General features: G+C 44.7%; 23 protein-coding genes and 2 pseudogenes. 13 read left to right on the top strand and 12 right to left on the bottom strand.

The window, feature by feature from the left end:
• Window positions 1-16: 16 nt before the first annotated feature.
• From H6G17_RS05180 to H6G17_RS05165, 4 genes are all read right to left on the bottom strand, one after another.
• Window positions 17-565 (bottom strand): methylmalonic aciduria and homocystinuria type D protein, encoded by a 549-nt coding sequence (locus tag H6G17_RS05180; RefSeq protein WP_192154803.1) that lies wholly within the window; start codon window positions 563-565, stop codon window positions 17-19.
• Window positions 566-573: 8 nt separating this feature from the next.
• Window positions 574-1452 carry an alpha/beta hydrolase gene (locus H6G17_RS05175; protein WP_192154801.1) on the bottom strand — a complete coding sequence of 293 codons (879 nt, stop codon included), beginning with the start codon at window positions 1450-1452 and terminating at the stop codon, window positions 574-576.
• A gap of 4 nt (window positions 1453-1456) precedes the next feature.
• The gene (locus H6G17_RS05170) at window positions 1457-1921 is read right to left on the bottom strand and encodes a cupin (protein ID WP_015156916.1); all 465 of its coding nucleotides are present in this window, start codon (window positions 1919-1921) and stop codon (window positions 1457-1459) included.
• Between the two features lie 136 nt (window positions 1922-2057).
• On the bottom strand, window positions 2058-3644 hold the full coding sequence (locus H6G17_RS05165) for a glucose-6-phosphate isomerase (RefSeq protein WP_192154799.1): 1587 nt from the start codon (window positions 3642-3644) through the stop codon (window positions 2058-2060).
• A gap of 269 nt (window positions 3645-3913) precedes the next feature.
• Between H6G17_RS05165 and H6G17_RS05160 the strand changes: the two genes are divergently transcribed.
• The 7 genes from H6G17_RS05160 to H6G17_RS05130 all read left to right on the top strand — a co-directional run bounded on the left by H6G17_RS05160 (window position 3914) and on the right by H6G17_RS05130 (window position 10040).
• Window positions 3914-5098, top strand: a complete 1185-nt coding sequence (locus tag H6G17_RS05160) for a branched-chain amino acid ABC transporter permease (RefSeq protein WP_192154797.1) — start codon at window positions 3914-3916, stop codon at window positions 5096-5098.
• Window positions 5099-5177: 79 nt separating this feature from the next.
• Window positions 5178-5963 carry an ABC transporter ATP-binding protein gene (locus H6G17_RS05155; RefSeq protein WP_192155112.1) on the top strand — a complete coding sequence of 262 codons (786 nt, stop codon included), beginning with the start codon at window positions 5178-5180 and terminating at the stop codon, window positions 5961-5963.
• A gap of 373 nt (window positions 5964-6336) precedes the next feature.
• On the top strand, window positions 6337-7773 hold the full coding sequence (locus H6G17_RS05150) for an NCS2 family permease (RefSeq protein WP_192154795.1): 1437 nt from the start codon (window positions 6337-6339) through the stop codon (window positions 7771-7773).
• 66 nt (window positions 7774-7839) lie between these two features.
• Window positions 7840-8841: an adenosine deaminase gene (locus H6G17_RS05145; RefSeq protein WP_192154794.1), complete on the top strand. Its 1002-nt coding sequence runs from the start codon at window positions 7840-7842 to the stop codon at window positions 8839-8841.
• A gap of 7 nt (window positions 8842-8848) precedes the next feature.
• Window positions 8849-9376, top strand: coding sequence for a hypoxanthine phosphoribosyltransferase (gene hpt / locus H6G17_RS05140; RefSeq protein WP_192154792.1), 528 nt, complete (start codon window positions 8849-8851; stop codon window positions 9374-9376).
• A gap of 125 nt (window positions 9377-9501) precedes the next feature.
• Complete coding sequence (locus H6G17_RS05135; protein ID WP_192154790.1) at window positions 9502-9729, top strand: addiction module protein; 228 nt, start codon at window positions 9502-9504, stop codon at window positions 9727-9729.
• Window positions 9729-10040: a type II toxin-antitoxin system RelE/ParE family toxin gene (locus H6G17_RS05130; protein WP_192154788.1), complete on the top strand. Its 312-nt coding sequence runs from the start codon at window positions 9729-9731 to the stop codon at window positions 10038-10040. Before H6G17_RS05135 ends, H6G17_RS05130 begins: the two co-directional genes overlap by 1 nt.
• A 60-nt stretch (window positions 10041-10100) precedes the next feature.
• Here the strand turns inward: H6G17_RS05130 and H6G17_RS05125 are convergent, their stop codons facing one another.
• Window positions 10101-11507 carry an ATP-binding protein gene (locus H6G17_RS05125; protein ID WP_192154786.1) on the bottom strand — a complete coding sequence of 469 codons (1407 nt, stop codon included), beginning with the start codon at window positions 11505-11507 and terminating at the stop codon, window positions 10101-10103.
• Between the two features lie 282 nt (window positions 11508-11789).
• Between H6G17_RS05125 and H6G17_RS05120 the strand changes: the two genes are divergently transcribed.
• Window positions 11790-12260 carry a hypothetical protein gene (locus H6G17_RS05120; RefSeq protein ID WP_192154784.1) on the top strand — a complete coding sequence of 157 codons (471 nt, stop codon included), beginning with the start codon at window positions 11790-11792 and terminating at the stop codon, window positions 12258-12260.
• 101 nt (window positions 12261-12361) lie between these two features.
• Here the strand turns inward: H6G17_RS05120 and H6G17_RS33310 are convergent.
• Together H6G17_RS33310 and H6G17_RS05115 are read right to left on the bottom strand one after the other, a co-directional pair.
• Window positions 12362-12457, bottom strand: a pseudogene (locus H6G17_RS33310) (TetR/AcrR family transcriptional regulator); the annotation flags it as partial.
• A 60-nt stretch (window positions 12458-12517) separates the two neighbouring features.
• Window positions 12518-13087: pseudogene (locus H6G17_RS05115) on the bottom strand (TetR/AcrR family transcriptional regulator); the annotation flags it as partial.
• Between the two features lie 110 nt (window positions 13088-13197).
• Here H6G17_RS05115 and H6G17_RS05110 point away from each other — a divergent pair.
• Both H6G17_RS05110 and H6G17_RS05105 read left to right on the top strand, forming a co-directional pair.
• The gene (locus H6G17_RS05110; protein ID WP_192154780.1) at window positions 13198-14148 is read left to right on the top strand and encodes a Rieske (2Fe-2S) protein; all 951 of its coding nucleotides are present in this window, start codon (window positions 13198-13200) and stop codon (window positions 14146-14148) included.
• A 199-nt stretch (window positions 14149-14347) separates the two neighbouring features.
• Window positions 14348-15955 (top strand): glycosyltransferase family 39 protein, encoded by a 1608-nt coding sequence (locus tag H6G17_RS05105; protein WP_192154771.1) that lies wholly within the window; start codon window positions 14348-14350, stop codon window positions 15953-15955.
• A gap of 79 nt (window positions 15956-16034) precedes the next feature.
• Here the strand turns inward: H6G17_RS05105 and H6G17_RS05100 are convergent, their stop codons facing one another.
• Window positions 16035-16412 (bottom strand): hypothetical protein, encoded by a 378-nt coding sequence (locus H6G17_RS05100; RefSeq protein ID WP_041463490.1) that lies wholly within the window; start codon window positions 16410-16412, stop codon window positions 16035-16037.
• 67 nt (window positions 16413-16479) lie between these two features.
• Window positions 16480-16626: a hypothetical protein gene (locus H6G17_RS05095; protein WP_192154767.1), complete on the bottom strand. Its 147-nt coding sequence runs from the start codon at window positions 16624-16626 to the stop codon at window positions 16480-16482.
• A 521-nt stretch (window positions 16627-17147) separates the two neighbouring features.
• Between H6G17_RS05095 and H6G17_RS05090 the strand changes: the two genes are divergently transcribed.
• Window positions 17148-19037, top strand: coding sequence for a chloride channel protein (locus H6G17_RS05090; protein WP_192154765.1), 1890 nt, complete (start codon window positions 17148-17150; stop codon window positions 19035-19037).
• A 399-nt stretch (window positions 19038-19436) separates the two neighbouring features.
• Here H6G17_RS05090 and H6G17_RS05085 read toward each other — a convergent pair whose 3' ends face one another.
• Complete coding sequence (locus H6G17_RS05085; RefSeq protein ID WP_192154763.1) at window positions 19437-19838, bottom strand: AbrB family transcriptional regulator; 402 nt, start codon at window positions 19836-19838, stop codon at window positions 19437-19439.
• A gap of 560 nt (window positions 19839-20398) precedes the next feature.
• On the opposite strand from H6G17_RS05085, the gene H6G17_RS05080 reads away from it, so the two are divergent.
• Together H6G17_RS05080 and cbiB are read left to right on the top strand one after the other, a co-directional pair.
• Entirely contained in the window at window positions 20399-20842 is a 444-nt protein-coding gene (locus H6G17_RS05080) for an Rrf2 family transcriptional regulator (protein ID WP_015156901.1), read from the top strand.
• 109 nt (window positions 20843-20951) lie between these two features.
• On the top strand, window positions 20952-21950 hold the full coding sequence (gene cbiB / locus H6G17_RS05075; RefSeq protein ID WP_347276412.1) for an adenosylcobinamide-phosphate synthase CbiB: 999 nt from the start codon (window positions 20952-20954) through the stop codon (window positions 21948-21950).
• Between the two features lie 14 nt (window positions 21951-21964).
• On the opposite strand, the gene H6G17_RS05070 is transcribed toward cbiB, so the two are convergent.
• Together H6G17_RS05070 and ureE are read right to left on the bottom strand one after the other, a co-directional pair.
• A complete protein-coding gene (locus tag H6G17_RS05070; protein WP_192154759.1) occupies window positions 21965-22654 on the bottom strand; it encodes an urease accessory protein UreF in 690 nt (229 codons plus the stop codon).
• Window positions 22641-23075 carry an urease accessory protein UreE gene (ureE, locus tag H6G17_RS05065; RefSeq protein ID WP_192154758.1) on the bottom strand — a complete coding sequence of 145 codons (435 nt, stop codon included), beginning with the start codon at window positions 23073-23075 and terminating at the stop codon, window positions 22641-22643. Before ureE ends, H6G17_RS05070 begins: the two co-directional genes overlap by 14 nt.
• Between the last annotated feature and the right edge of the window lie 13 nt (window positions 23076-23088).

Genomic DNA, 23088 nt, shown 5'->3' with positions numbered 1-23088 from the left:
TCTTATATTGGCTCTCTTATACTGGCTTTATATTTGGAAAAGGTTGCCCCTCTACGGTTGGATCGCTCGATCCTGCTACGGGTTGAATATCGCAGTGCGTGCTATTAGCTGCTATGTTAGCCACGATTTCTGCAACTACATCTGGTTGGGCAGATGAGACAAGTGTAGAAGGATAAACCGCTTTTCCCCAAGTTGGATGGACGATCGCAGCACACTGACCGCTACGATCGATTGTATAGCCCAGGGTAGCGCCAACAACTTTTACATCGCTCAACCGCACTTGACCGGGAGGAAAAGTCATAGGGAAACCAGTGCGTGGGTCAAACATATCTGCTAAGTATCCCATTGTTCCCAGTTGGGCAATGATTTGGCTGCCAAATTCTAGAAATTGTTGCCGAAATTCGTTCTTATAGATTTCTGTCTCAACTGTCCGTTCCAAGAAAGCAAATTGACACAGTTGTAAAACTACAACCACAGATAAAACTGGCAACGACCAACTCGGTAAAAGCCGATTTAAATGAGTGCGAATGAATCTAGGAGCTGGGTGAACTGAGTATTGCAGCATTTAATCAATTAATATGCTTGCTGAATATCTTCTAGAGCTTTCTGTAAATCTGGTGCGTGCAGCCAACCAACAAAGCCTGCATACAAACATTCTCCAGTAGGAGAGGCAACAAAGACACAATCAATCCCAAATAAGTTCTTGCAAGTGCGAATAGTAGCACCATTTGGCAGCGCGATCGCAATTTGGGCTTTCTCAAAATCGCGGCGATGACCGTCTGTCATTCCTGGTACTGCCTGCAACCGTTGTACGATATCGTCATAGACGATCGCCTCACCAACATTAGCATCTATCCAAAAGTCTTGAATGATGGTGGCAACCGTAGGATAATTTCGCAAGACGGCATGAGCTAGTTCTGGCAAGCAGATAAACCGAGCATTTTGGAATTTGGTAGATTCTACTGGAACTGTGCCATCGCTACCACCATTAATGTCTCCGGCAATAACTAATGTGGGAATTATAGAGGCGATCGCGGCTGCAATTGGCTTACGATTTTTTCCCAGATCGCCAGCAATCCCAATTCCCCAATTTAAAGGATCGATCGCCCGTGCCACATCTGCACCACCGACTGGCGATGCAATCAAAACCAACGAGTGAATTCTAGACCACCACTCGGGATGACGGTGCAACACCTCCAACCAGATCAAACCACCCATTGAATGACCGATAATCTTCAGCGGTACGTCTGGATATTTGGCAATCTGTTTGCTAGCCAGCTTTTCCACTGCCTGAATCAAAGGCTCAATTCTCACCCAAGTTTGAACGTAACCCAGACTCGGCGCAAAAACTGGAATTGTATCTGTGACCAACCGACGCGCCAGCTGCATCATGGCACGGTTATCATCTGCCCAGCCGTGCTGCACGAATAAAAGAAATGCCGGATCTACCAATCAGTCATACTCCCACACTACCCAAGGCTTGCTGAATAATTACAGCCTCCATTTCTGCTAGTTTAGCTCCCGCGATCGCGAGATTGTAGGGAAAAGGACGGGGACGAGGAATATAATCTCGCGGTTGCGTTGGACGATGGCGCAGAACGGCGTTAACGATCGTGCATGGTTCGGAATCCAAGTTAATTGCACCGTGCAGCACACCTGGGGGAATTTTAACAACTTGAGGCAGGCGATCGCTCAATGGAGTGTAGCGATATTGCTTATTTTCTAAAGTCACGAGGGCTAAACGCCCTCTCACAACTAAAATTTGGTCTGTCTGAGATTTGTGAACGAAGAGGTCGTCAATCGTGTGCGGCGGAATCTGCACCAGCATTGTCTCGTGGCTGGACTGGGGAGTATAAAACTGAGCCATTCCCCCTTGAATTGAAGCTAGCGGATAGATCTCAATACCCCGATGAGCAGCCATACCAGATCCGTTTAGACTAAGGATTTACTCCCAATCTAACCCAGCTCTCTGTAAAAAAGTGTTGCGCTAGCAACAGAATGTAACCAAGTATGGTATGTGACTTGTAGAGACGTTACATGTAACGTCTCTATAATTCTCAATTGGCAGAAAACGTCAAACTATCAGGATGGGCGAAATCTCCTTGCATCGTTACCTCTCTCCGATTTGCTTGCAGATGGCGCAGAATTTTATAAATTGCCTCAATTTGGTCTGTTGCTGCAGCTTTCTCGGCAATTTGTGCCAGAGATAAAGGAGTTTTAGCCTCTTGCAGGACTTGCAAGACTTGTTTTTGCAAATCTAACACCACGACGGCTGCTTTTTTCCCTGCTTCTACGCCTGGTTGGTGGTAGGCGTTAATATTCACTAGCGAACCATAGAAACCTACAGCTCGTTCGTAAAGGGCAATTAATGCGCCTACTGTGTGGGGGTTAACTTGGGGAATGGTAATGGTAATGGAATCGCGCTGTTTTTCATACAAGGCTTGGCGAGTTCCTTGGAGGAAGCCAGAGAGATAATCTCCAGCAGTTGCGCCTGGATCGATTTCTGGCGAGGAACCCGAACGGTCTTCCAAGACTTCGATAAAGGTGGCAAAGAAGTTAGGTACGCCTTCGCGCAATTGCTGGACGTAGGCATGTTGGTCGGTCGAACCTTTGTTACCATAGACGGCGATTCCTTGGTGGACGATGTTACCATCGAGGTCTTTTTCTTTACCCAGAGATTCCATCACCAATTGCTGCAAGTAACGGGAAAATAGTAAGAGGCTGTCTTTATAGGGCAGCACCACCATATCTTTTTCACCGCGTCCGTTCCCAGAGTAATACCAACCGAGGGCAAGCAAGGCGGCGGGATTGGTTTTGAGATCGGCAACGCGGGTTGCTGCATCCATTTCTTTTGCACCAGCCAGCATCGCGCGGATGTCGATACCCTGCAAAGCGGCTGGTAGCAAGCCGACGGCGGACAGTTCTGAAGTGCGTCCCCCCACCCAGTCAAACATGGGGAAAGTGGCTAGCCAGCCTTCTGATTTTGCTTGCCTATCGAGTTTGCTATCGGGAGTCGTGATGGCGATCGCGTGTTTGGTAAATTCCAAATTGTGACTTGCATAGGCTGCTTTGAGTTCAATCGTGCCGTTACGCGGTTCTGGCGTGCCTCCAGATTTGGAAATGATAATAACTAAAGTGCTGGTGAGACGATTTCTCACCCGCGTTAACACGCGATCGATCCCCGCCGGATCGGTGTTATCAATGAAGTGAATCGCCAGAGGAGGAAAATCAGGAGCCAAAGCTTCAGCGACAAATTCGGGACCGAGTGCCGAGCCGCCAATACCAATAGAGATAATATCAGTGTAGCGGGGTGCTTGAGGCGGATGGATTGCGCCGCTATGAATTTTTCGGACAAAGGTTTCAATTTGGTCTACAGATTCAACAATCTCTTGTTTAATTTCTGAAGTTGGAGCCAGATCGGGATCGCGCAGCCAGTAATGTCCTACCATCCGATTTTCGTCAGGATTGGCGATCGCCCCTGCTTCTAAAGCCGCCATATCCGCAAATGCTTTCTCTAACTTGGGCTGCAACCCCTCTACCAATGCATCGTCAAAGCGCATCCGACTGATATCTACGTAAAATCCGAGTCCGGCGTGATAATAGAGCCAGTCTTGATAGCGTTGCCAAAGTGCCGCAGCATCCATAACAATTCTCTACTTACTGTTTGCGCTGATAACAAGTCTTAGTTTAAAGGAAGCTGTTGCTTGCGTTTTGCAGTCTTATATAGTTTTTAGTGTTGACTAGAGGACGGGCTTGCTGTGTATCCCTTTAGTTTGATTTCTCATAGCTGTTGCAGAAAACAGCCTTGGTGAGATAAAGATGCGATCGCTACTGACTTCTATCCTTGTTGGGTTAAAATCTTTTAGCACAAAAGCAAACATTCCTTAGTGTGGCGACGGGTTTAGCAACGCATATGTTAGATTTAAACGCCCTGATGAACGATCCAACAATTATCGGTTGGGTTGCCTATATCTTGTTTCTGACAGTTTCTACAGCAATTTTTGCCCTGTTCAGCTTGGGGTTAAACTTGCAATGGGGTTTAACGGGGTTAATTAACTTTGGTCTGGTTGCTTTCATGACTTTGGGAGCATACACGACTGTATTGTTAAGCATGTATGGCGTACCCCTAATCGTAGCAACGCTAGCTGGAGCCTTGGTAGCGGCTCTACTAGGATGGTTAATTGGTTTATCAACACTAAGGTTGCGAGAAGACTACTTAGCAATTGTCACGATTGGGGTATCGGAACTCATTCGCTTGGTAGTCAACAATCAAGATTTGCCAACTCCTAATACTCCCACACCTGGGGCTTTTGGATTGCAGGGATATCCTCTACCCTTAACAGATTTTAACCCCGACACGGTGATGAAATGGATCATGGTAGGGCTACTAACATTAGTTGTTGGTATGTGTTACTGGAAACTTTGGAAATGGGTAATTAAGGGAGAAGCCAGACGTAGCGGGCAAGAGAAACAGAAGTTTTCGCTGCTAAAATTATTGTGGCGGCTGGTTGTCGGTATCATCGCAACGCTGTTAATTTTTGTTCCCTACGCATCTGGAGCTATTGGACTATACAACTTCACCGACTACGAAAAATCGGGATTGATGCTGATTTCTGTGTTGGTGTTAGCTTTGGTCGTGTGGCGGTTGGAAGTGTTAGCGCGATCGCCCTGGGGAAGGGTATTAAAAGCAATTCGCGAAGATGAGGAAGTTGCCCGCGCTTTAGGAAAAAACGTCTTTTGGTATAAATTGCAAGCGTTAATGTTAGGCGGGGCGATCGCTGGGATTTCTGGTGCTTTGTATGCATGGCAGCAAACTTCAGTTTACCCGAATGATTTTCAGCCGCAGACAACTTTCGATGCTTGGATTATGGTGATCTTAGGTGGTGCGGGTAACAACTTCGGTACGATCCTCGGCGCAGTTGTTTTCTTTGCTTACGACAGCGCCACCCGTTTTATCTTGCCCAAAATCGTACCCCTCGATGACGTGCGCCTGAGTGCGTTTCGGATTATGGTTATCGGCTTACTACTGATGATACTGATGATTTGGCGACCACAAGGAATATTAGGTAAGAAAGAAGAATTGACACTTGGAAAGTAGTCATTGGTCATTGGTCATTGGTCATTTGTTTAAGACCAACCAACAACCCATTACCCATTACCCATTACCCATTACCTCAATGGAACCAAAAGATATACAATCCCAACCAATGCCACTATTATCAGCTAGCGGTCTTACCAAAAGTTTTGGCGGGATTAAGGCTGTAGATAATGCCGATTTAGAAGTAGCGAAAGGTAGTATTACGGGGTTAATTGGTCCCAATGGCGCGGGTAAGACAACTCTATTTAACTTACTGTCAAATTTTATTCGCCCCGATCGCGGCTGGGTAATTTTTGACGGCGCACCCGTGCAGCAATTGAGAACCTATCAAATTGCCCTACAGGGTATGGTACGCACGTTTCAAGTCGCACGGACGCTTTCGCGGCTAACAGTACTAGAAAACATGATGCTAGGGGCGCAAAAGCAAGACGGAGAGAACTTTTGGCGGTTGCAATTTCAACCTTGGGCGATCGCTAAAGAACAGCACATACTCCGAGAACAGGCGATGGCTCTGCTAGAATCGGTGGGGTTAACGCATATGGCGCACGAGTATGCGGGGGCGCTATCGGGCGGACAGCGCAAGCTATTGGAAATGGCAAGGGCGTTAATGACGCAACCCAAGTTAATTTTGTTAGACGAACCTGCGGCAGGGGTAAATCCCAAGTTGATCGAACAAATTTGCGATCGCATTCTGACTTGGAACCGCGAAGGTATGACATTTTTAATTATCGAACACAACATGGACGTGATTATGTCCCTGTGCGATCGCGTTTGGGTCATGGCAGAGGGGCGCAACTTAGCTCATGGTAGCCCAGAGGAAATGCAACAACATCCTCAAGTTTTGGAAGCATATTTAGGGAAATAATTCAATACTGTTGTCAAAAATCTGTATCGCTTCAGACAATCTCTCTCTTAAGAAGTATTTCCATGAAACATTGAGATTTGTTAATGGTATCTGAGATGGAAGGTTAATTTGAGCCACATTCGAGTATCTGGCGCTCTAACTGCAATCGTCAGCTTTAGCCAGCGCCAGTTAACTTTTCTTATCAAGTTAAGAGTTTGTGTTTTTTGACACAAAAAACCGACCGAACAACGACATACAGTATGCACCCAGTAGTCACTAAATTTAGGTGCAAAAGACAGCTTTTATGTCGTTAGAGTAACAAGCCTGACTGACGCTTGCTGGTAACTTCCTCAATATTGATAAGCAAAGATAACTTGGTGGAGACAGCCAAAGAATGAGCAGCGATACAGATCGATTAGAACTACAACAACCACCTACGCCACAGTATACGGGTTGGCAAGCAGCGATCGCTCGTTTTTTTAAATTTGACCTGTACAGAACTAACTTTCGGATCGAGACTCTGGCAGGATTGACGACCTTTATGACGATGGCATACATCCTTGTCGTCAATCCCTTAATTTTATCGGACGCGATTTTTCTACAACAGCCAAAAGATTTATTTGCCGAACAAGTCTTTGCTACCGCAGTCTCAGCAGCAATTGGAACGCTGGTAATGGCATTTGTTGCCAACTATCCCTTTGCCCTTGCCCCAGGCATGGGATTAAACGCTTTTTTTGCCTATTCTGTCGTTTTAACTCTAAAAATCGATTGGCGTTTGGCACTGGCGGCTGTATTTGCCGAAGGATTGATCTTTATCGCCCTCACCCTCACCAACGTTCGCAGTCAAATTGTCAATGCCATTCCCATGTCGCTAAAAATAGCAACATCAGTAGGGATTGGTTTGTTTATTGCCTATATTGGGATATCTGGCGATCCGAAAACTGGAGGTGCTGGGCTAATTATTGCCAGCGAAGTGACAAAAACAACCCTCGGCAGCTTCAGAGAACCTAATACTCTGCTAGCTGTTGCTGGAATTATTATTACTACAGCTTTTTTAGTGCGCCGCGTTAAGGGGGCATTACTCTGGGGAGTACTCGCCACCGCCTTACTTGGTTGGATTTTAGGCGTTACACCCCCGCCCAAAGGAATTTTCCAGATCCCTACTTTACCAACAGATCTCATCGGACAAGGCATTTTCGGTTTATCGCGATTAACTGCTAACAATTTTCTCGACTTTATTGCTGTACTTTTGGTGTTCTTGTTTGTCGATATTTTCGATACAGTTGGTACTCTGTCTGGAGTCGGCATGAAGGCAGGATACATTAAGGAGGATGGAAAACTACCGCGAGTCAATCAAGCACTATTTGCTGATGCAGTAGGAACAACAGCTGGGGCGCTGATTGGTACGTCTACAGTCACCACCTATGCAGAATCAGCCGCAGGCGTATCGGAAGGGGGGCGCACGGGTTTCACAGCGGCAGTTGTAGGCGTATTATTTATCCTGGCGATCTTCTTAGTTCCTGTATTCGAGGCAATTCCCGCCTACGCTACTACACCAGCCCTAGTCATTACAGGCGTGTTAATGATGACAGGTGTATCAGATATTCGCTGGGGTGACGTAGCTGAAGCTATTCCAGCATTTTTGACAATTCTATTTATGCCCCTTGCCTACTCAATTGCCACTGGGTTGTCAGTTGGTTTTATCACCTATCCAATTGCCAAAGCACTGCAAGGCAAAGCCCATGAAGTGACAATTGCAACTTGGATTTTAGCCGCAGTTTTCATAATTCGATTTGTCTTTATGACATTGCGCTTCGGTACATCTGAATAAATTTTATATTTATATGTAGAGACGTTACATGTAACGTCTCTACACGCAACTACTGACTCTCTAAAGATGAATTCATTCTTTTGCCAGATTCCTAAAGCCGAGTTACACATACATATTGAAGGTTCCCTCGAACCAGAAATGATGTTTGTATTAGCCGATCGCAACAACATTCAACTACCCTACAAATCGGTAGAAGAAATTCGTGCTGCTTACAACTTTCAAAATCTGCAATCATTTTTGGATCTCTACTATGCAGGAATGAGCGTATTGCAAACAGAGCAAGATTTTTACGATCTAACTTGGGCATATATGCAAAAAGCGTCTGCCCAAAACGTGCGTCACACGGAAATCTTTTTCGATCCTCAAGGTCATACTTCTAGAGGAGTTTCGTTTGAAACAGTTCATCGAGGAGTTTATCGTGCCTTACAGGAAGCACAACAAGAACTCGGCATTTCTTCTTATTTGATTCTCTGTTTTCTAAGACATTTAAGCGCTGAATCAGCAATGGAAGCTTTAGAGCAAGCTTTACCTTATAAAGATACAATTCCAGCAGTAGGTTTGGATTCTTCAGAAGTAGGAAATCCACCTTCAAAGTTTCAAAAAGTATTTGATAAAGCCCGAGAAGAGGGATTTCGTACCGTTGCTCATGCAGGCGAGGAAGGACCACCAGAATATATTTGGGAAGCCATAAATCTTTTAGGCGTATCGCGGATCGATCACGGTGTACGCTGCATCGATGACCCGAAATTATTAGAATACTTAATTGAGAAACAAATTCCTCTGACTGTCTGTCCGCTATCTAATATCAAACTTTGTGTTTTCGATTCAATGTCAAAGCATAACATCAAACAATTATTAGACATGGGATTGTGCGTGACAGTTAATTCTGACGATCCGTCTTATTTTGGTGGTTATGTAGCTGAGAATTTACAGGAAATAGAATCGGCTTTAAATTTGAGTAAGCAAGATATTTATAAATTGGTGAAAAATTCCTTTCAAGCAACATTTTTGAGTGCGACAGACAAACAGGCTCGAATTGCTGAATTAGATGAGTTTATGATGAAGTAAAATAACTATGGATGAAAAACTCGTTCCACTCATTTCTCAGTCAGAAATAGCAATAACAGTACAGCGATTAGCACGGGAGTTGGATCGAGATTATCAGAATAGGTTCCCAATTGTTATTGGTGTTTTGAAAGGCTCTTTTATCTTTCTTGCCGATTTGATCCGGCAGATGCAAACTCCGATTTGTAATGTCGAACTGATCCGTTTATCTAGCTATGGTTGTTCTACCACTAGTTCGGGTGAAGTCAAGATGTTAATGAGTTTAACTGAAGGTATTGTTAACAACAAGGATGTCATTTTAGTTGAAGATATTGTCGATACTGGGTTGTCAACTTCAAAAGCAATAGAAATCTTGAAAGCTTATAATCCATCCTCGCTCAAACTTTGTGCTTTACTCGATAAACCCTCCCGCCGCAAAATTCAAGTTGAAATCGATTATTTGGGAATTGAAATTCCCGATCGCTTTATTGTCGGTTACGGTATTGACATGGATGAAAAATATCGCCAATTACCAGCAATCTACGCGATCGAGGAATAAGCTTTGCTCACTTCATTAGAAAAATGTCTGTTATGCGTGAATGATTTAGGATTACTATAAATTAAGATATTAGTTATTGATGTAAGTTACTATATTTTTAATGATGAAGATGAAGGTTAATAGTTATGCTATCTATCGAGAGGCTTTTAGAAGAAGCATTATCCTTACCAGGTGAATCAAGGGCGCTTTTAGCAGAAAAATTAGTAGAAAGCTTAGAGTTTGATGCAGATCCAAGGGTTGAAGCAGCTTGGATTAACGAAGCGAAGCAGCGGCGAGACGAAATCCAAAAAGGTAATGTTCTATCCATTTCGGGAGATGAAGCTTTAGCGTATGTGAGGCGGCTGCTGGAGTAATGAGATATGTATTTCACCCTGAAGCACTTGCTGAATATGCCGCAGCCGTTCAATACTATGCAGAGAATCGTGCCGAAGTAGCGCAAGCATTTATTAATGCAGTCGAGGACACAATTTATAGAATTAGAGAGTCTCCTACTCGCTGGCGCGTTATTGATGAAGATATTCGGAGATGTCTGACGCGAAAATTTCCCTATGGAATCCTTTACACAGTTGAGTCAGAATATATTCTTATCCTAGCCGTGATGCATTGCAGCCGAAAACCTGGCTACTGGAAAGAGCGCACGCAAACAAAACCTCCAGATGATTAAAATTAGGCTCGGATATAGCCTGGAAACTATGGTTATCAGTCACTGATAACTGAGAACTGTTCACTGATAACTGTGTGTAGCAATTGGCAAACAAATTGTAAAACAAGTCTTACCAGGCTGCGATGTAAATGTAATTGTCCCTTGGTGACGGTTCTCGACAATGCGCCGCACTGCATCTAAACCTAACCCCGAACCCGAACCTACAGGCTTTGTCGTATAGAAAGGCTCGAAAATACGCGATTGAATTTCTACGGGAATTCCCGCACCAGAATCGGTAATTTGTACCTGGATATAATCGCCATTTTGAGCGGTAGCTAATTCAATTACTCCTTTCCCCGCAATCGCATCCACTGCATTATCAATTAAGTTCGTCCAAACTTGATTCAACTCGCTACCAAAGGCGAGAATTTTAGGCAAAGAGCGATCGTAATTCCGCTGAATTTCAATTCCTTGCTTAAATTTGTAAGCAAATAATTGCAATGTATCTTCAATTCCATCGTGAACGTCAACAATTTGTTGCGCGCCGCGATCCATGTAAGAATAAGATTTCATCGACTGGACGAGCTGAGAAATTCGCTGCGCTCCCCGCAAGCCACTCGAAACCGTACACATAATCTCAAAAGACAGCGCCAGCCAGCGCAACCCCATGCCTTTTAGTTCTGTGGAATCGTCTTTCCAGCGTTGAGTCAACTGAGCTAAAGTTTTTACCTCCACACCTCCAGCTGCTAGCGGTTCTGCTAATTTCCAAGCATCTTCTACGCCATAGTCTTCTAACCACTCAAGCAATTGTTCCTCGCGATCGCTAAATTCAATGGGGTTCATGCGACGGTTAACAACTGCCTCCAAACCATCGTCACGTACTTTGAGCCATTTTTCTGTATGTTCTGCCTCTATTTGGAGCTGTCCGTAAACAAAATTCATCCGTTGGAGTTCGAGCAGTGCTGGGGTGATGTCTTGTAAAGCACGAATGACAGCCGCCGCCGGATTGTTGAGTTCGTGTGCTAAGCCGGCAGCTAGCGTGCCTAGAGCTGCCATTTTCTCTCGATTTTGAATAAAAGACTCTAAACCGCGCAATCGTTTCTGTACGGCTTGAAATATTAAGCGCTCGAAGCCTCGGCAACTATGTAGTAAGGTGCGAAAGTCATCGCCTGAAATTTCATAGAGCCGACAGTCAGAAAGGGCGCGTAACGTTACGGGGACTGGTTCATCAGTTAAAACTTGGATCTCGCCAAAAAAAGTAGGTGCTTGGTGCTGTCCGATCGGCATTTCGATCCCTTCGCTGATGCGGGTAATGCTCACCCGACCTGCTAGCATGACATAAAAGCCGCGTGGCGGATCTCCCTGTTTGACAAAGACTTTGCCGCTAGATAGCTCCATTTCTTGAGCGCGATCGCAAACCCAGTGAATTTGCTCTTGAGAGAGCTGTTGAAACAACTCCAGCGTTAACAGTTCGTCTACACATAGCATGGTTGAATCTTCTCCACGCGAGTCGTACTGTTACTGTATCTGAGGATTTATAAGCAAGGGAAGCATGAGAATAATGATTTATTTGCTGTATTGAAGGATACTTTTTGTGAAAGTTTTTGTCGAGTCTATGAGATGCGATCGAAGTAGCACAGGCGATCGCGTTGAGTAGATTCCTTACATGAGAAAGGCAGACGCACTGTAGTTGTTAGTATCTGCCCGTAATTTCACTCGATTATTAGTTGAACCCTGCGGCTTGACTAAACTTAGACGGAGAACAGAACAATGCCAGAAAGCGAGCAACAGCGTCAGAAAACAGAACAGGAACGGCAAAACGCCGAACAAGCTCGGCGCGAGTCGGAAATAAAGCGAGAGGCAAGTGCCGAGCAGCAGAAGCAAGCTGCATTGCGCCAATCTGCTGCTGAAGAACAGCGCATTCAGTCGGAGAAAGACCGTCAGGCTTCTGAGGAGAGCCGAGAATTCGCAAAGGAGATGCGGCAGACAAAAGAGGCTATAAGGCAGCAGGCTGAAGAGGCGCGGCGTGTTGCGGAAGAGGCGCGGCGTGTTGCGGAAGAGGCGCGGCGTGTTGCGGAAGAGGCGCGACGTGTTGCGGAAGAGGCGCGACGTGTTGCGGAAGAGGCGCGACGTGTTGCGGAAGAGGCGCAAAGCATCGTGCAGGAGCAACGCGAAATATTAGCGGAGATGGCGCTGACTGCACAACAGTACCGAAAAGTAATGACACAATACGAAGAGTAGCTGAAGTTAACGCTAGTTTGGCAGCGCATAAATGTAAACGGATCTAGTCATTTAGAGCTTTGGTGAAAACTGAATCATGGCAATGCTCCTTTCCATGCTGGAAACTGCTTGCCGCAATCTTTACACAAATAACGCTGCTTGCCGTGGCGATGCCCGTTTTTAGATAGTCGTTCGGATTGGCAGTGAGGGCATTTCATTACTTCCATTACCTTATCCTGCAATACCTCATCACCGACATGAGGACTTAGGTAGGATACGAGTAAATCTTCAATCTGTTGGATGAGCTGCTGACTGTGAGTTTCGCTGCTGCGGAGAGCAATCAAAATTAACGTATTGCTGCAATGAACGCAGACTTCGGCTAATAAGCTACACCGCTCGTCACTCAAAGCAGGATGGCGCTGTTTCAATAAACTAGCCATAAATGCGATCGCCTCTTGAGTCAAACTCTCGTCAATTGTTTGGAATATTTCTGGTGCGGTAAAAAATTGCACGAAAACAACACGAGATGTCGGTTGCTCGAATAGTTTGGCAACATCTGCTACTAGCCGTTGAATCATCCGTCTCAGAGGTAACTGAATGATCGCAGGCGTGTTTACCTTAGCCCACATTGCTTTTACTCGTTCGACATGACGAATTTCGAGAGCGCGGAAGATAGCTGCTTTATCAGGAAAAAACTGGTAAAGCGAACCAACAGCTGTATTTGCCCGTGCTGCGATCGCATGGGTTGTAGCGGCTTCATAACCTACCTCACCAAATAGCTCAGCCGCAGCATCTAAAATTCTTTCTACCCTTTGCTTACCTCGTTGTTGCTTCGGTGAACGACGCATAGATTTTGTAGGTGACTCACTACCTTTGCTTGACAAACACGAACAATCCGTCATATTTTGAAGAATACGAATAAACCGTCATATATTTTAGATCTTTAAGAGGTCAGTCTATGCATCCTATTCTCCCTGGTGCGCCGTGGTTGATTGCTCATCGCTCAATGTTAGGAGTTAATAAACTCCATAAAATTACTCTTAACGGTCGGGATTACGTACTGTGGCAAAATCAACAAGGTGAAGTCTTTGGCTTAGATAATATTTGCCCTCATATGCAAGCTCCTCTCTCCGATGGCTGGATTTGTCGAGAGCGAGATACCATTACCTGTCCGTTTCACGCCTTAGAATTTGACACGCAAGGGCAGTTGTACCGAGAGAAAACAGTAACTCAACCTTTATTAGAAAAACTAGATTTGACTGCGATCGGCGATAATATCTGGACATATGGAGGATATGAGCCGAAAATTCCCATTCCTGAATTAATTGAAAGAATTACCCCTGGTTTTGAATTTGTTGGGATTGCTGGAAGTAAAAGCATTCAAGGTGATTTTTTAAGCAATCTTTTAATTAATTACGATTACAATCACCAAAATGGCACGCATCGAGAAATATTTAGAATTAAAGCGATTGAGGTTGATGAATATCAGGAAAATGGCTACAGTACAAAACTCCTCCAGAAAGTTACTAGAGACAGTAACACGCTAGGAGAACTTGCTAGCAATCCAGTTTTACTCACCGTTCCGAAAACCTTTGTCAATCAATTTGAATATTCCTTTCCTTCTCTAACTTCATTTATTGCTACAATTCCTTCTGGTCAATTCATTCAAATTCATTCTTTATATCCTGAAACAGAAAATGGTACTAAGACATTTGTTTTAGTTTTTGCCAAAATTCAGAATTTAGTTTTAAAAATCTTATTAAAGAATTCGCTCCTCAAAGCAGTAGATGAAGTCATCCGCCAAGATACAGAAACAATCGAGAATTTATATCCCAGGCAAAAACCAAAAATGCGCCTACCAAACGAAGAAATTATGTTTTACGCCCAAAAGCTATATCAAGAATGGTAAGCAATCGCCTTATCAGTCAAACCCGCGCAGCATCTAGGACAATTTCAACCTATAGGCAATCCAGTAATTGTGGCAAGAATAGAAAGAAGTGGTAAATTGTACTCGTTCCCTGCTGACACCTGAGACAAGCCAAACAGCTACAAAGTGGAACGTTAATTCACGACTATATTGACACCTAGCCTTGAGTATTAAAACTTAGATGCGTCGTTGGATTTTGACTGGGGATAATGCTAAGCATTGGAAATCTCAGCTGCATAGCCGAGCCGATTGGTTATGGATTTGGGGGCTGCTCTTGGCAGCACTACTTCTATATACTAAAAACTTGGGTGACTTACCGTTGCGAGACTGGGACGAAGGTACGGTAGCGCAAGTCGCAAGAGAAATATGGCGATCGCCTGCAAACTGGCTGCACCCAAAAACTATAGGCGGCGAACCTTATTTAAATAAACCACCCCTCATGCATTGGCTCATCGCTCTCACCTATACAATTGGTGGGGTGAATGAGCAGACATCTCGTTTACCAGGGGCATTACTAACCGCGCTTAGCATACCAATCTTATACAGTATTGGACGAGAAATTTTTCACGATCGCACGCCAGCGATTTTCTCGGCTTTAGTTTACTTAGTCATGCTACCCGTACTACGTCACGGCAGGCTGGCAATGTTAGATGGTGCGATCGTCAGTTTTTTTCTATTTACAGTTTGGTGTTTGTTGCGATCGCGGCGCAATCTGCGCTACTGCTTGGGCGTAGGCATCGGTTTAGGACTGATTGGACTGACTAAAGGTATGGTAGGGCTGTTACTCGGAGCGATCGCCCTCTTATTTCTCTTTTGGGATACACCCCGCTTGTTAGGTAGTTGGTATTTATGGGGTGGAATCGCGATCGGGAGCTTGCCTGTAGCGGCGTGGTATGCTGCCCAGTGGTGGCAATACGGACATCAGTTTACCGATCGCGCTGTCGTCGATCAGTCCCTCAGCCGGATTTGGCAAGCGGTAGAAAACCACCAACATCCCCCCTGGTTTTATTTGCTTGAAATTCTCAAATACTGCTTCCCTTGGTTAATTTTTTTACCTAGCGGTCTGCTTTATACCTGGAATCATCGCAACTGGAGTTGGGCAAAACTGATCTTGGTTTGGGGCGGAGGCTACTTGCTAGTAATCTCCTTAATGGGAACTAAACTGCCCTGGTATGTTTTACCAGTTTACCCCGCGATCGCTTTGGCTGTAGGAGTCCAATTGGCTCAGTTTTGGCAGCAACCCTATCCAGCTAAATATCCCCGCTACGCGATCGCATTTTTAACTTTACTAGCGGTGGTGACGTGGGCAGCCAGTCTCTACTACAGTCCTTGGAATACCGATCCCGACTGGGAATTACAGTGGATTTTAGCAGCAGTAGCGGGCACGATGACTTTAAGTGCTTGGTTAGCTGTGAGGGGAGAAAGACAATTTATAATCGTACTCATTTGGGGCATGTACGTTGCCCTGTTACTGTTCGTCACATCTCACCACTGGGTTTGGGAACTAGCAGAAGCCTACCAAGTCAAACCCGTAGCTGCTCTCATTCAAGCTCGCACACCTCCAAACCGAGAAATCTACACTTCCTTTGCCTATAATCGTCCTTCCTTAGATTTTTACAGCGATCGCCGCGTCATTAGTAGCAGCTTCAGCCAACTACAACAACGTTGGCAGCAACCCCAACCTTTTCTACTATTAGATCGTTCTACCCTCAACCGCTTGCAGCTACCATCAGTTAAATCTCTCGGTCAAGCCTCTGGCTGGACGCTAGTTACAAGGGAGAAGTCGTAAGTCAAAAGTCAAAAGTCAAAACTAACTAGTCACCGATCGTCGATCGCCGATCGCTGTTAACTGACAACTGATAACTGACTCAATTTGCTATTTCCTTAACATCTTCCACCAATCTGTCCCAGGGAGATTGTTGTTTGTTGAGGCTATCTAGACTGAAGATACTAATCCCTAACAAAAAGATACTACCCGCAGTTAAGACTGCTACAGGACGTTTGAGCGAACCAAGGTCGCGGATGATTCTTGCCCAAGGTCGGCTTTGACGACGCAGCGCGTGCGCCACCATAACTTGTTTTAAGCATTGGGGGTCGCGCACGTAATGACCGCTCCAACTGACAACTAATTTTTCTTGACAATTAGGACAGGTAAAAAGCCCGCGATTGCCTTTGATTGGCTTGAGCTGTTCGGTACGTTGACAAATCGGGCAAGTGAGAGAGTGGTTTCCAGTGTGAGTGTTCATCAGCGATAACCTAATGCGTCGAACCTGGGGAGCGTGATAAATAGTTGGCATAAGCAATTTAAAACTGCTAATTCCAACCAATAAAGCGATCGCGATCGAACCAAACTAAAAATTTAGCTTTTGTCCCCAAGTCGAGGGTGGGGACTGGCAGATGCGAACCATGGCAATAGGCAGCTCCTGCCAAACCTTTTTGACAAAACTGGTAGAAGTACATACCAGCCGCTCTGATATTAGCCCCTATCTTTGAGAGTATTTGGGGCTTTACGAGTTTCTTCACGCCTAGAGCGTTCGATTACGTGAATCTATGAATTTTTATTTTTTCTATCTTAAACGCTAATTCAATATATCGTCTGATTTTATCTGCATACTGAAAATAGTTAAGCTACAAGCTAGATGGTGTTTGTTGTCATTTGTCATTTGTGAGTGGCTAGCTACCAGCTCTCGTTGCTACCAACTCATATCGCCACTACTCACTACTCACTACTCACTTTACTCTAGTCATTTGTCATTTGCGGTTGCCCATGACGAACGCAAGAGGATTAGGGATTGCTAATTAGCTCTCAACCTACATTTAAGCACTCTTATAACTCTTTTTCGAGCGCGATCGCACTTGCTTAGCAAAGCTTCTTAAACGATCGCAACTATCTACTTGTCTGGCTTCAGAAAAATCGCTGAGAATGAGTAATAGTAGATTGTGAAAATAATTTAACTTTATTTTTCGTTTTTTATCTCTAAATGACCGATCGTTCCCTGTCTGAGGTGAGTCAGCCACAATCTGGCGGGCTTACTGCTACTTCTAACCCTATTGCCCACATTCTCAATCGCTTTCAGCCTTCTCCAGAAGCCGTTGTCTTACTTCTAGCGGTCTTGATTGGCGGCGGTACGGGTATGGGTGTGGTGACATTTCACTATTTAATCGAACTCGTTCACTACGTTGCTTTTGTTAATTTGATGGGGACGCTCTCCGCTTGGGGTGCTTGGACGATCGCTCTGGTTCCAACTCTGGGCGGATTCATTGTCGGATTGATGCTGACGCGCAGGCAAGATTTCGGTCCTGGGCTGTCTTCTTTAATTGCTGCGGCTTCTGGTAGTGCTACGCGACATGCTATTTTGCAGCGACTTCAGCCTGTAACCAAGATGGTAGCTGCTTCTGTATCTTTGGGTAGTGGTGCTTCGCTCGGTCCTGAAGGTCCCAGTGTCGAAATTGGAGCTAATTTTGGCGTGTTACTCGCTCACGTCCTACAAGTCTCGCAAGAACGCCAGCGTCTACTTTTAGGTGCAGGGGCAGCGGCGGGTTTGGCGGCGGGTTTCAATGCTCCCATTGCGGGAGTCTTTTTTGCTCTCGAAGTGGTGTTGGGAACGACATTTGCTAATTCGGCTGTCAGCGTCGTCTTGCTAGCAGCGGTTGTATCGGCGTTGGTTGCCCAAATTGGTTTGGGAGGACAGCCAGCTTTTGCTTTACCTGTATACGAGGTTCGCAGCTCCTTAGAGTTACCGCTCTATGTCGGCTTGGGAATAGCTGCTAGCGTTATTTCAATCGCCTACACTCAATTACTCCTTTGGGGACGAGCCTGTTTTCGCGGACAAGTTAAAGGTTTTGCTTGGCTGGGTCGCGTTCCCTTGCCAATGCATCCGGTGATTGGTGGTGCTTGTGTCGGCTTGGTGGCGTTGCTCTATCCGCAGATTTTAGGCATTGGATACGAAACCATAGAAGCTATGCTTCAGGATGTTGAGTTTTCTTTGCTGCTATTGTTAATTCTGCTGGTGCTGAAGCTAGTAACCACGGCGATTAGTATGGGCAGCGGTTTGGTTGGCGGGGTTTTTGCTCCAGCAATGTTTCTCGGTGCTTCGTTGGGAGCAGCATATGGCAAAATTTTAGCGGCACTGCTACCACAAATTGGCATGTATATGGCTGGTCCGCCAGCTTACGCGATGGTGGGAATGGCAGCTGTACTAGCTGGAAGTGCCAAAGCTCCTTTAACAGCAATTCTATTATTGTTTGAATTGACGCGCGACTATCGCATTGTTTTACCGTTGATGGCGGCGGTAGGCTTAAGTGTCTGGTTAGTAGAACGGCTAAAAAAAAGCGTAACTCCTGAATCTAGCGCCAATTTACAACAGTTGAATTTGAATTTAGTTGGGGACGAAGATCGAGAAATTGTGCAGCAAATATTGGTAAGAGAAGCAATTTACGAAACGCCTCTAATGTTGCCAGATTCTATGTCTGTATCTCAAGCAGGCTTATCCATGACTAACGCTCACTGTCGTAGTGCTTTGGTGGTCAATCCCGAACTGCAACTACTAGGAATTGTGACTTTAGAAGATATTAATCGGGCGATCGCAACTTGGGAAAATGCCGATGCTCGTTTGGTCGATATTTGCACGACCGATTTACTTTATGCTTACACGGATGAACCTTTGTCTGAGGCTCTATCTCGAATGGGAGCCAGGGGGTTACATCAGTTACCAATTGTCGATCGAGATAAGCCAGAGCATGTTTTAGGCTTACTCGAACGGGAACAAATTGCTTTAACGTGTAAACTAGCAACAACTCGCAAAGCGCTTCATCCTTATCTCAAAGTTTCACTACCTGTAGAAGAATTAGCGTTGCCAAAAAGTGAGTAGTGGCTAGTGGCTAGTGAGTAGTAGATTTAATCGTCAACGCCCTGTCAATCGCAAATTGAATTTGCGATCGATAATATAGTGGCGGGCTTTATCAGTTCTAGTCAGGAAACCTTAACAATAAATTGCTTACCTCTGGTGGAAAGTTTGTTAAGCTGCGTTTCTCCAATGGAAACTTGATAAGTACCCGCCTAAGTAACTGAATAAATTTATTGCGCTACTACAAGTTGAACAGCTTAGTCTTTCACCCGCTAGCTTTACTTTCGGGTGAAAAACTAACTCTGCAACTCTCAAAAAGCGCTTTTCTAGCAAAACTTGAGGTACTGTTTGCTGGTGATAAAATTGAGCTTGAAGTCTGACGAAATAGCAGATCGATTTGGATGCGATCGCGTCCCCTAAATCTCAAGCTGTAGCCTCTACGTCTTCTTTTGCTCCATCTAATTGCTTGAGATGAATGTGTTTTTTCCCTAGAGTGATGACAAATTCATCTCCTTGTTGTAAACCCATTTGCTTCGTATATGCCGAACCAATTAGCAAATTACCGTTCGATTGAACGCTAATGCGGTAGCTGGCACTACGTCCGCCACGCCCATTCGAGTTGGAAGTACTATCTAATTCAATCCCTTCCGCATCTATTAGCGCGTTGAGAAACTTCATCATATTGACACGCTCTACACCATTTTTGGTAGTCGTGTAGTAGCCGCATTCCTTTGCCTTTTCTTCTTTACTCAGGCTATCTAGCTCTTTGACTTTCTTGAGCAGTGCTTCTCCGGCTAGAGGCTCGATCTTTTTCTTTTTATTCATCAACTTAGTTTTGTTTCGACTGGAGCAGGTGGTTTACAGTTTTAATTGTCAGCTAACTGAAGCTATGATTTAGTTTAATTTAGCTTTGTATCAGCTTAGCTAACTATAATACACTGATTATAGTGATTCTTTCAGCTTTTCGATCTTAATTTTGAAAATTTTTTTGATTGAAAATAGTATGAGTCATCCTAATAACTGTCCGAGCTTTGTCAATCCCCGATCGAATCGAATCATCCTCAGGAAATAGCATTGGCAAAAACTGACTGAAGTACTGTTGGTTGTGTGGTAGCGATCGCGATCGCCATCTTCGGGAAAAATTATTCGTTCGGGAACGAGTGACGTTCGTCTATTTATCTACCCTCAGTAGGTAATTAAACTGAAAAATTGCTCTACTCCAAAAGACAACTACGTGATTTTTGCTGCACGCATCAATGTGTAAAGTAATTTTCTCTAAATATAAAAAGAGTGAGAATAGAAGTCGTAAGTCGTAAGTCGTAAGTCGTAAGTAAAAAACCTCTTGCCTCTTGCCTCTTGCTTTACTGATAACTGATAACTGAGAAATGAAACTGACAACTAGGGGTCACTACAGCGTTAAAGCATTGCTCGATCTGAGCCTGCAACCAAATTACACTCCGGTAGCAGTTAAAGCAATTGCCGCTCGACAAGAAATTCCTGCTCCTTATTTAGAGAAATTACTGATTGAAATGCGACGAGCAGGATTAGTAACATCGGTGCGGGGAGTCCAAGGAGGATACAAATTAGCGCGATCGCCTGCGGCAATTTCATTAGGTGAAATTCTCGCTGCTGTCGGAGAAACTATCGAACCTTTGCCCCACCATCAACCAGAACCAGGACAAGCAGAAGATTGGGTCACTTTTACGCTCTGGCAACGATTGCATCAAAAAATGAGAGAAGCATTGTATAGTATTACTCTTGCCGATCTCTACTACGATGCCCGTAGTTGGCAAGCCGCTCAAGGAGAAGAAACAAATTTTGTGGTTTAGGAGTGAGAAGCGAGGAATGAGTATGATGTGGGTAATGGGTAATTGGTAGTTGGTAGTTGCACCTGAAGCCCCTTGTCTCCCTTGTCTCCCTTGTCCCAATTTTGAATGCGTGAATTTTGAATGCGTGAATTTTGTCCCCAGCTCCCCCAGCCCTCTTCTCATCGCCGCAGTTCTAGACTACTTAATTGGCGATCCTTGGGATTTTCCACATCCGGTGCGGGTGATGGGATGGCTAATTTCTCAGTTTAATTATTTCGCATTCAAATATTTGAGATCGGAGCGATCGCTCTACTGGGCGGGTGTGGTTTTAGGATTAGGATTAATTCTTGGCAGTGGTTCTGTTAGCTGGTTAATGGTTTACACTGCTAGCCAAGTACATCCATTATTGGGTCTAGTGACAGATAGCATTTTATTAGCCAGTTGTTTTGCTGGGCGCAGTCTCAGAACAGCAGCAGAAGATGTTTTGCAACCTTTGAAAACTGGCGATTTGGTACAAGCGAGAGCGAAATTAAGTCTTTATGTTGGTAGAGATACGCAAGAACTCTCAGCACCAGAAATTTTGAGAGCAGTCTTAGAGACAGTAGCGGAAAATGCTACTGATGGGGTTATGGCTCCTTTATTTTACGCGATCGCCTCTGCCTTCATACCATATACAAATGTGGCGTTTCTGCCCTTGGCATACAAAGCAGCAAGTACTCTCGATTCGATGGTAGGTTATCGAGAAGCACCATACACTCATTTAGGTAGATTTAGCGCTAAATTGGAAGACCGATTGACGTGGTTGCCTTGTCGTTTGACATTATTAACTCTCGCATTGCGATCGCTTAAGCCTTTGTATGTGTGGCAAATGTGCCAGCGAGATGCAATTAAAGATCCTAGTCCTAATTCGGGTTGGAGCGAATGCGCCTATGCATCTGTCTTAGGCGTACAACTGGGGGGGACAAATTGGTATCGGGGAGTAGCCAAGCAAAAGCCTTTACTTGGAGATGCAATTTATCCCATCACAGCCGAAAAGATCCATCAAGCTCTACAACTGACAAGGTATTGTTTTCTCTTGTGGCTAGGTTTGGGAATCGGGGCGATCGCAATTTCTACTTATAGTTTTTAGTCATAAAATTAGGATTAACTCCGAAACAAGCGCGTATATTGAGTTTCGTGTGCCATACTAGCCAGCGATAAACCCCAACTACAACTACTTAACTCGTCATCTGTTAAGACTAGTATCTTAGCAGTTGCATCAACTACAGAAGTTTGTAAATTGATTAAAATCTGTTGTCCGGCAGTTTGTCCCAAAGGAATCAGCTTAATTCCAGCAGTGACTTGATTTGTCGCCCAACTATGTAAATAACCTAAAACAGCAGTTTCTTGAGAAATTTGCCAAGAATTCGCAGCCACTCCAAAGGCGATCGCGTAATTCACTGAATGACCTACTGCATTAAATATAGATTTTAACTGAGGCTCAAGGTCCAACAACAACCGCACCAGCGATCGCCCCATTTGCCAACTAGAATTACGCAATTCTTCCGTTTCTCGTGCCGCCGATAGCCAACTATTCCAATAATTTAAATCTGTTAAATTGCTGGTCACAACAGCATTGTATGCCCTTACTACCATCGCCGCTTCAATCCGAATTGCGCCAAAATGCAATTCCCGTTCCAACCAATGTTGCAAACTTTTAGCATCTGCGATCGCCCCCCATTCTACCAGCGTTTCTATACCCTCAGAATAACTATAAGCTCCTACTGGTAAAACCGGACTCGCCAATTGCAGCAAACTTAATAGTGCTAATTCCGAATTCCTAATGATGTCCATATGCGCCAACTTCAGGCTGAAATGGAGCGTTTTCTTCTATTACCATGACTCCCAGATGTTCTAACATTGCTTGCAATACTGGATCGGGAGATAAGCGAAGATAGTTAGTACCAATTTCTAGGGGTACGTGACGATTACCCAAATGATATGCAGCCCTCAGTAAATCTAAAGATGTAGCTGCTGTGACTGTCAAGACTAGTTCTGATTTTGCCTTGACTAAAATCAAATATTCGCCATTATCCGATCGCAGCAGATCTCCATCCCGCAACACCGTTCCTCTAGGTAAACGTAGAAATACCGTTTCTCCTTCCTCAGTTTCAAAGCGATGGCGGCTTTTCGTACGTTCCTCCGCCGTCAGCACCAAGGTAAAAGCATTGACAGCACTGTTAATAGCTGGTAAGCGATCGGTTATAGTTAACATCAGTTATCAGTTA

The organism is Chroococcidiopsis sp. [FACHB-1243] (assembly GCF_014696895.1).
Taxonomy (GTDB): domain Bacteria; phylum Cyanobacteriota; class Cyanobacteriia; order Cyanobacteriales; family Chroococcidiopsidaceae; genus Chroococcidiopsis.
This window is presented reverse-complemented; position numbering and strand designations above follow the sequence as displayed.

What these genes read in the sequence shown, in the direction of transcription:
- H6G17_RS05130 (WP_192154788.1), top strand. Translation starts at nt 9,729, where the DNA reads ATGAGATATGTATTTCACCCTGAAGCACTTGCTGAATATGCCGCAGCC.
- H6G17_RS05095 (WP_192154767.1), bottom strand. Translation starts at nt 16,626, where the DNA reads ATGTACTTCTACCAGTTTTGTCAAAAAGGTTTGGCAGGAGCTGCCTAT.
- H6G17_RS05150 (WP_192154795.1), top strand. Translation starts at nt 6,337, where the DNA reads ATGAGCAGCGATACAGATCGATTAGAACTACAACAACCACCTACGCCA.
- H6G17_RS05070 (WP_192154759.1), bottom strand. Translation starts at nt 22,654, where the DNA reads ATGGACATCATTAGGAATTCGGAATTAGCACTATTAAGTTTGCTGCAA.
- H6G17_RS05125 (WP_192154786.1), bottom strand. Translation starts at nt 11,507, where the DNA reads ATGCTATGTGTAGACGAACTGTTAACGCTGGAGTTGTTTCAACAGCTC.
- H6G17_RS05090 (WP_192154765.1), top strand. Translation starts at nt 17,148, where the DNA reads ATGACCGATCGTTCCCTGTCTGAGGTGAGTCAGCCACAATCTGGCGGG.
- H6G17_RS05180 (WP_192154803.1), bottom strand. Translation starts at nt 565, where the DNA reads ATGCTGCAATACTCAGTTCACCCAGCTCCTAGATTCATTCGCACTCAT.
- H6G17_RS05100 (WP_041463490.1), bottom strand. Translation starts at nt 16,412, where the DNA reads ATGAACACTCACACTGGAAACCACTCTCTCACTTGCCCGATTTGTCAA.
- H6G17_RS05105 (WP_192154771.1), top strand. Translation starts at nt 14,348, where the DNA reads ATGCGTCGTTGGATTTTGACTGGGGATAATGCTAAGCATTGGAAATCT.
- H6G17_RS05110 (WP_192154780.1), top strand. Translation starts at nt 13,198, where the DNA reads ATGCATCCTATTCTCCCTGGTGCGCCGTGGTTGATTGCTCATCGCTCA.
- H6G17_RS05120 (WP_192154784.1), top strand. Translation starts at nt 11,790, where the DNA reads ATGCCAGAAAGCGAGCAACAGCGTCAGAAAACAGAACAGGAACGGCAA.
- H6G17_RS05080 (WP_015156901.1), top strand. Translation starts at nt 20,399, where the DNA reads ATGAAACTGACAACTAGGGGTCACTACAGCGTTAAAGCATTGCTCGAT.
- H6G17_RS05085 (WP_192154763.1), bottom strand. Translation starts at nt 19,838, where the DNA reads ATGAATAAAAAGAAAAAGATCGAGCCTCTAGCCGGAGAAGCACTGCTC.
- H6G17_RS05160 (WP_192154797.1), top strand. Translation starts at nt 3,914, where the DNA reads ATGTTAGATTTAAACGCCCTGATGAACGATCCAACAATTATCGGTTGG.
- H6G17_RS05145 (WP_192154794.1), top strand. Translation starts at nt 7,840, where the DNA reads ATGAATTCATTCTTTTGCCAGATTCCTAAAGCCGAGTTACACATACAT.
- H6G17_RS05155 (WP_192155112.1), top strand. Translation starts at nt 5,178, where the DNA reads ATGGAACCAAAAGATATACAATCCCAACCAATGCCACTATTATCAGCT.
- hpt (WP_192154792.1), top strand. Translation starts at nt 8,849, where the DNA reads ATGGATGAAAAACTCGTTCCACTCATTTCTCAGTCAGAAATAGCAATA.
- ureE (WP_192154758.1), bottom strand. Translation starts at nt 23,075, where the DNA reads ATGTTAACTATAACCGATCGCTTACCAGCTATTAACAGTGCTGTCAAT.
- H6G17_RS05170 (WP_015156916.1), bottom strand. Translation starts at nt 1,921, where the DNA reads ATGGCTGCTCATCGGGGTATTGAGATCTATCCGCTAGCTTCAATTCAA.
- H6G17_RS05165 (WP_192154799.1), bottom strand. Translation starts at nt 3,644, where the DNA reads ATGGATGCTGCGGCACTTTGGCAACGCTATCAAGACTGGCTCTATTAT.
- H6G17_RS05135 (WP_192154790.1), top strand. Translation starts at nt 9,502, where the DNA reads ATGCTATCTATCGAGAGGCTTTTAGAAGAAGCATTATCCTTACCAGGT.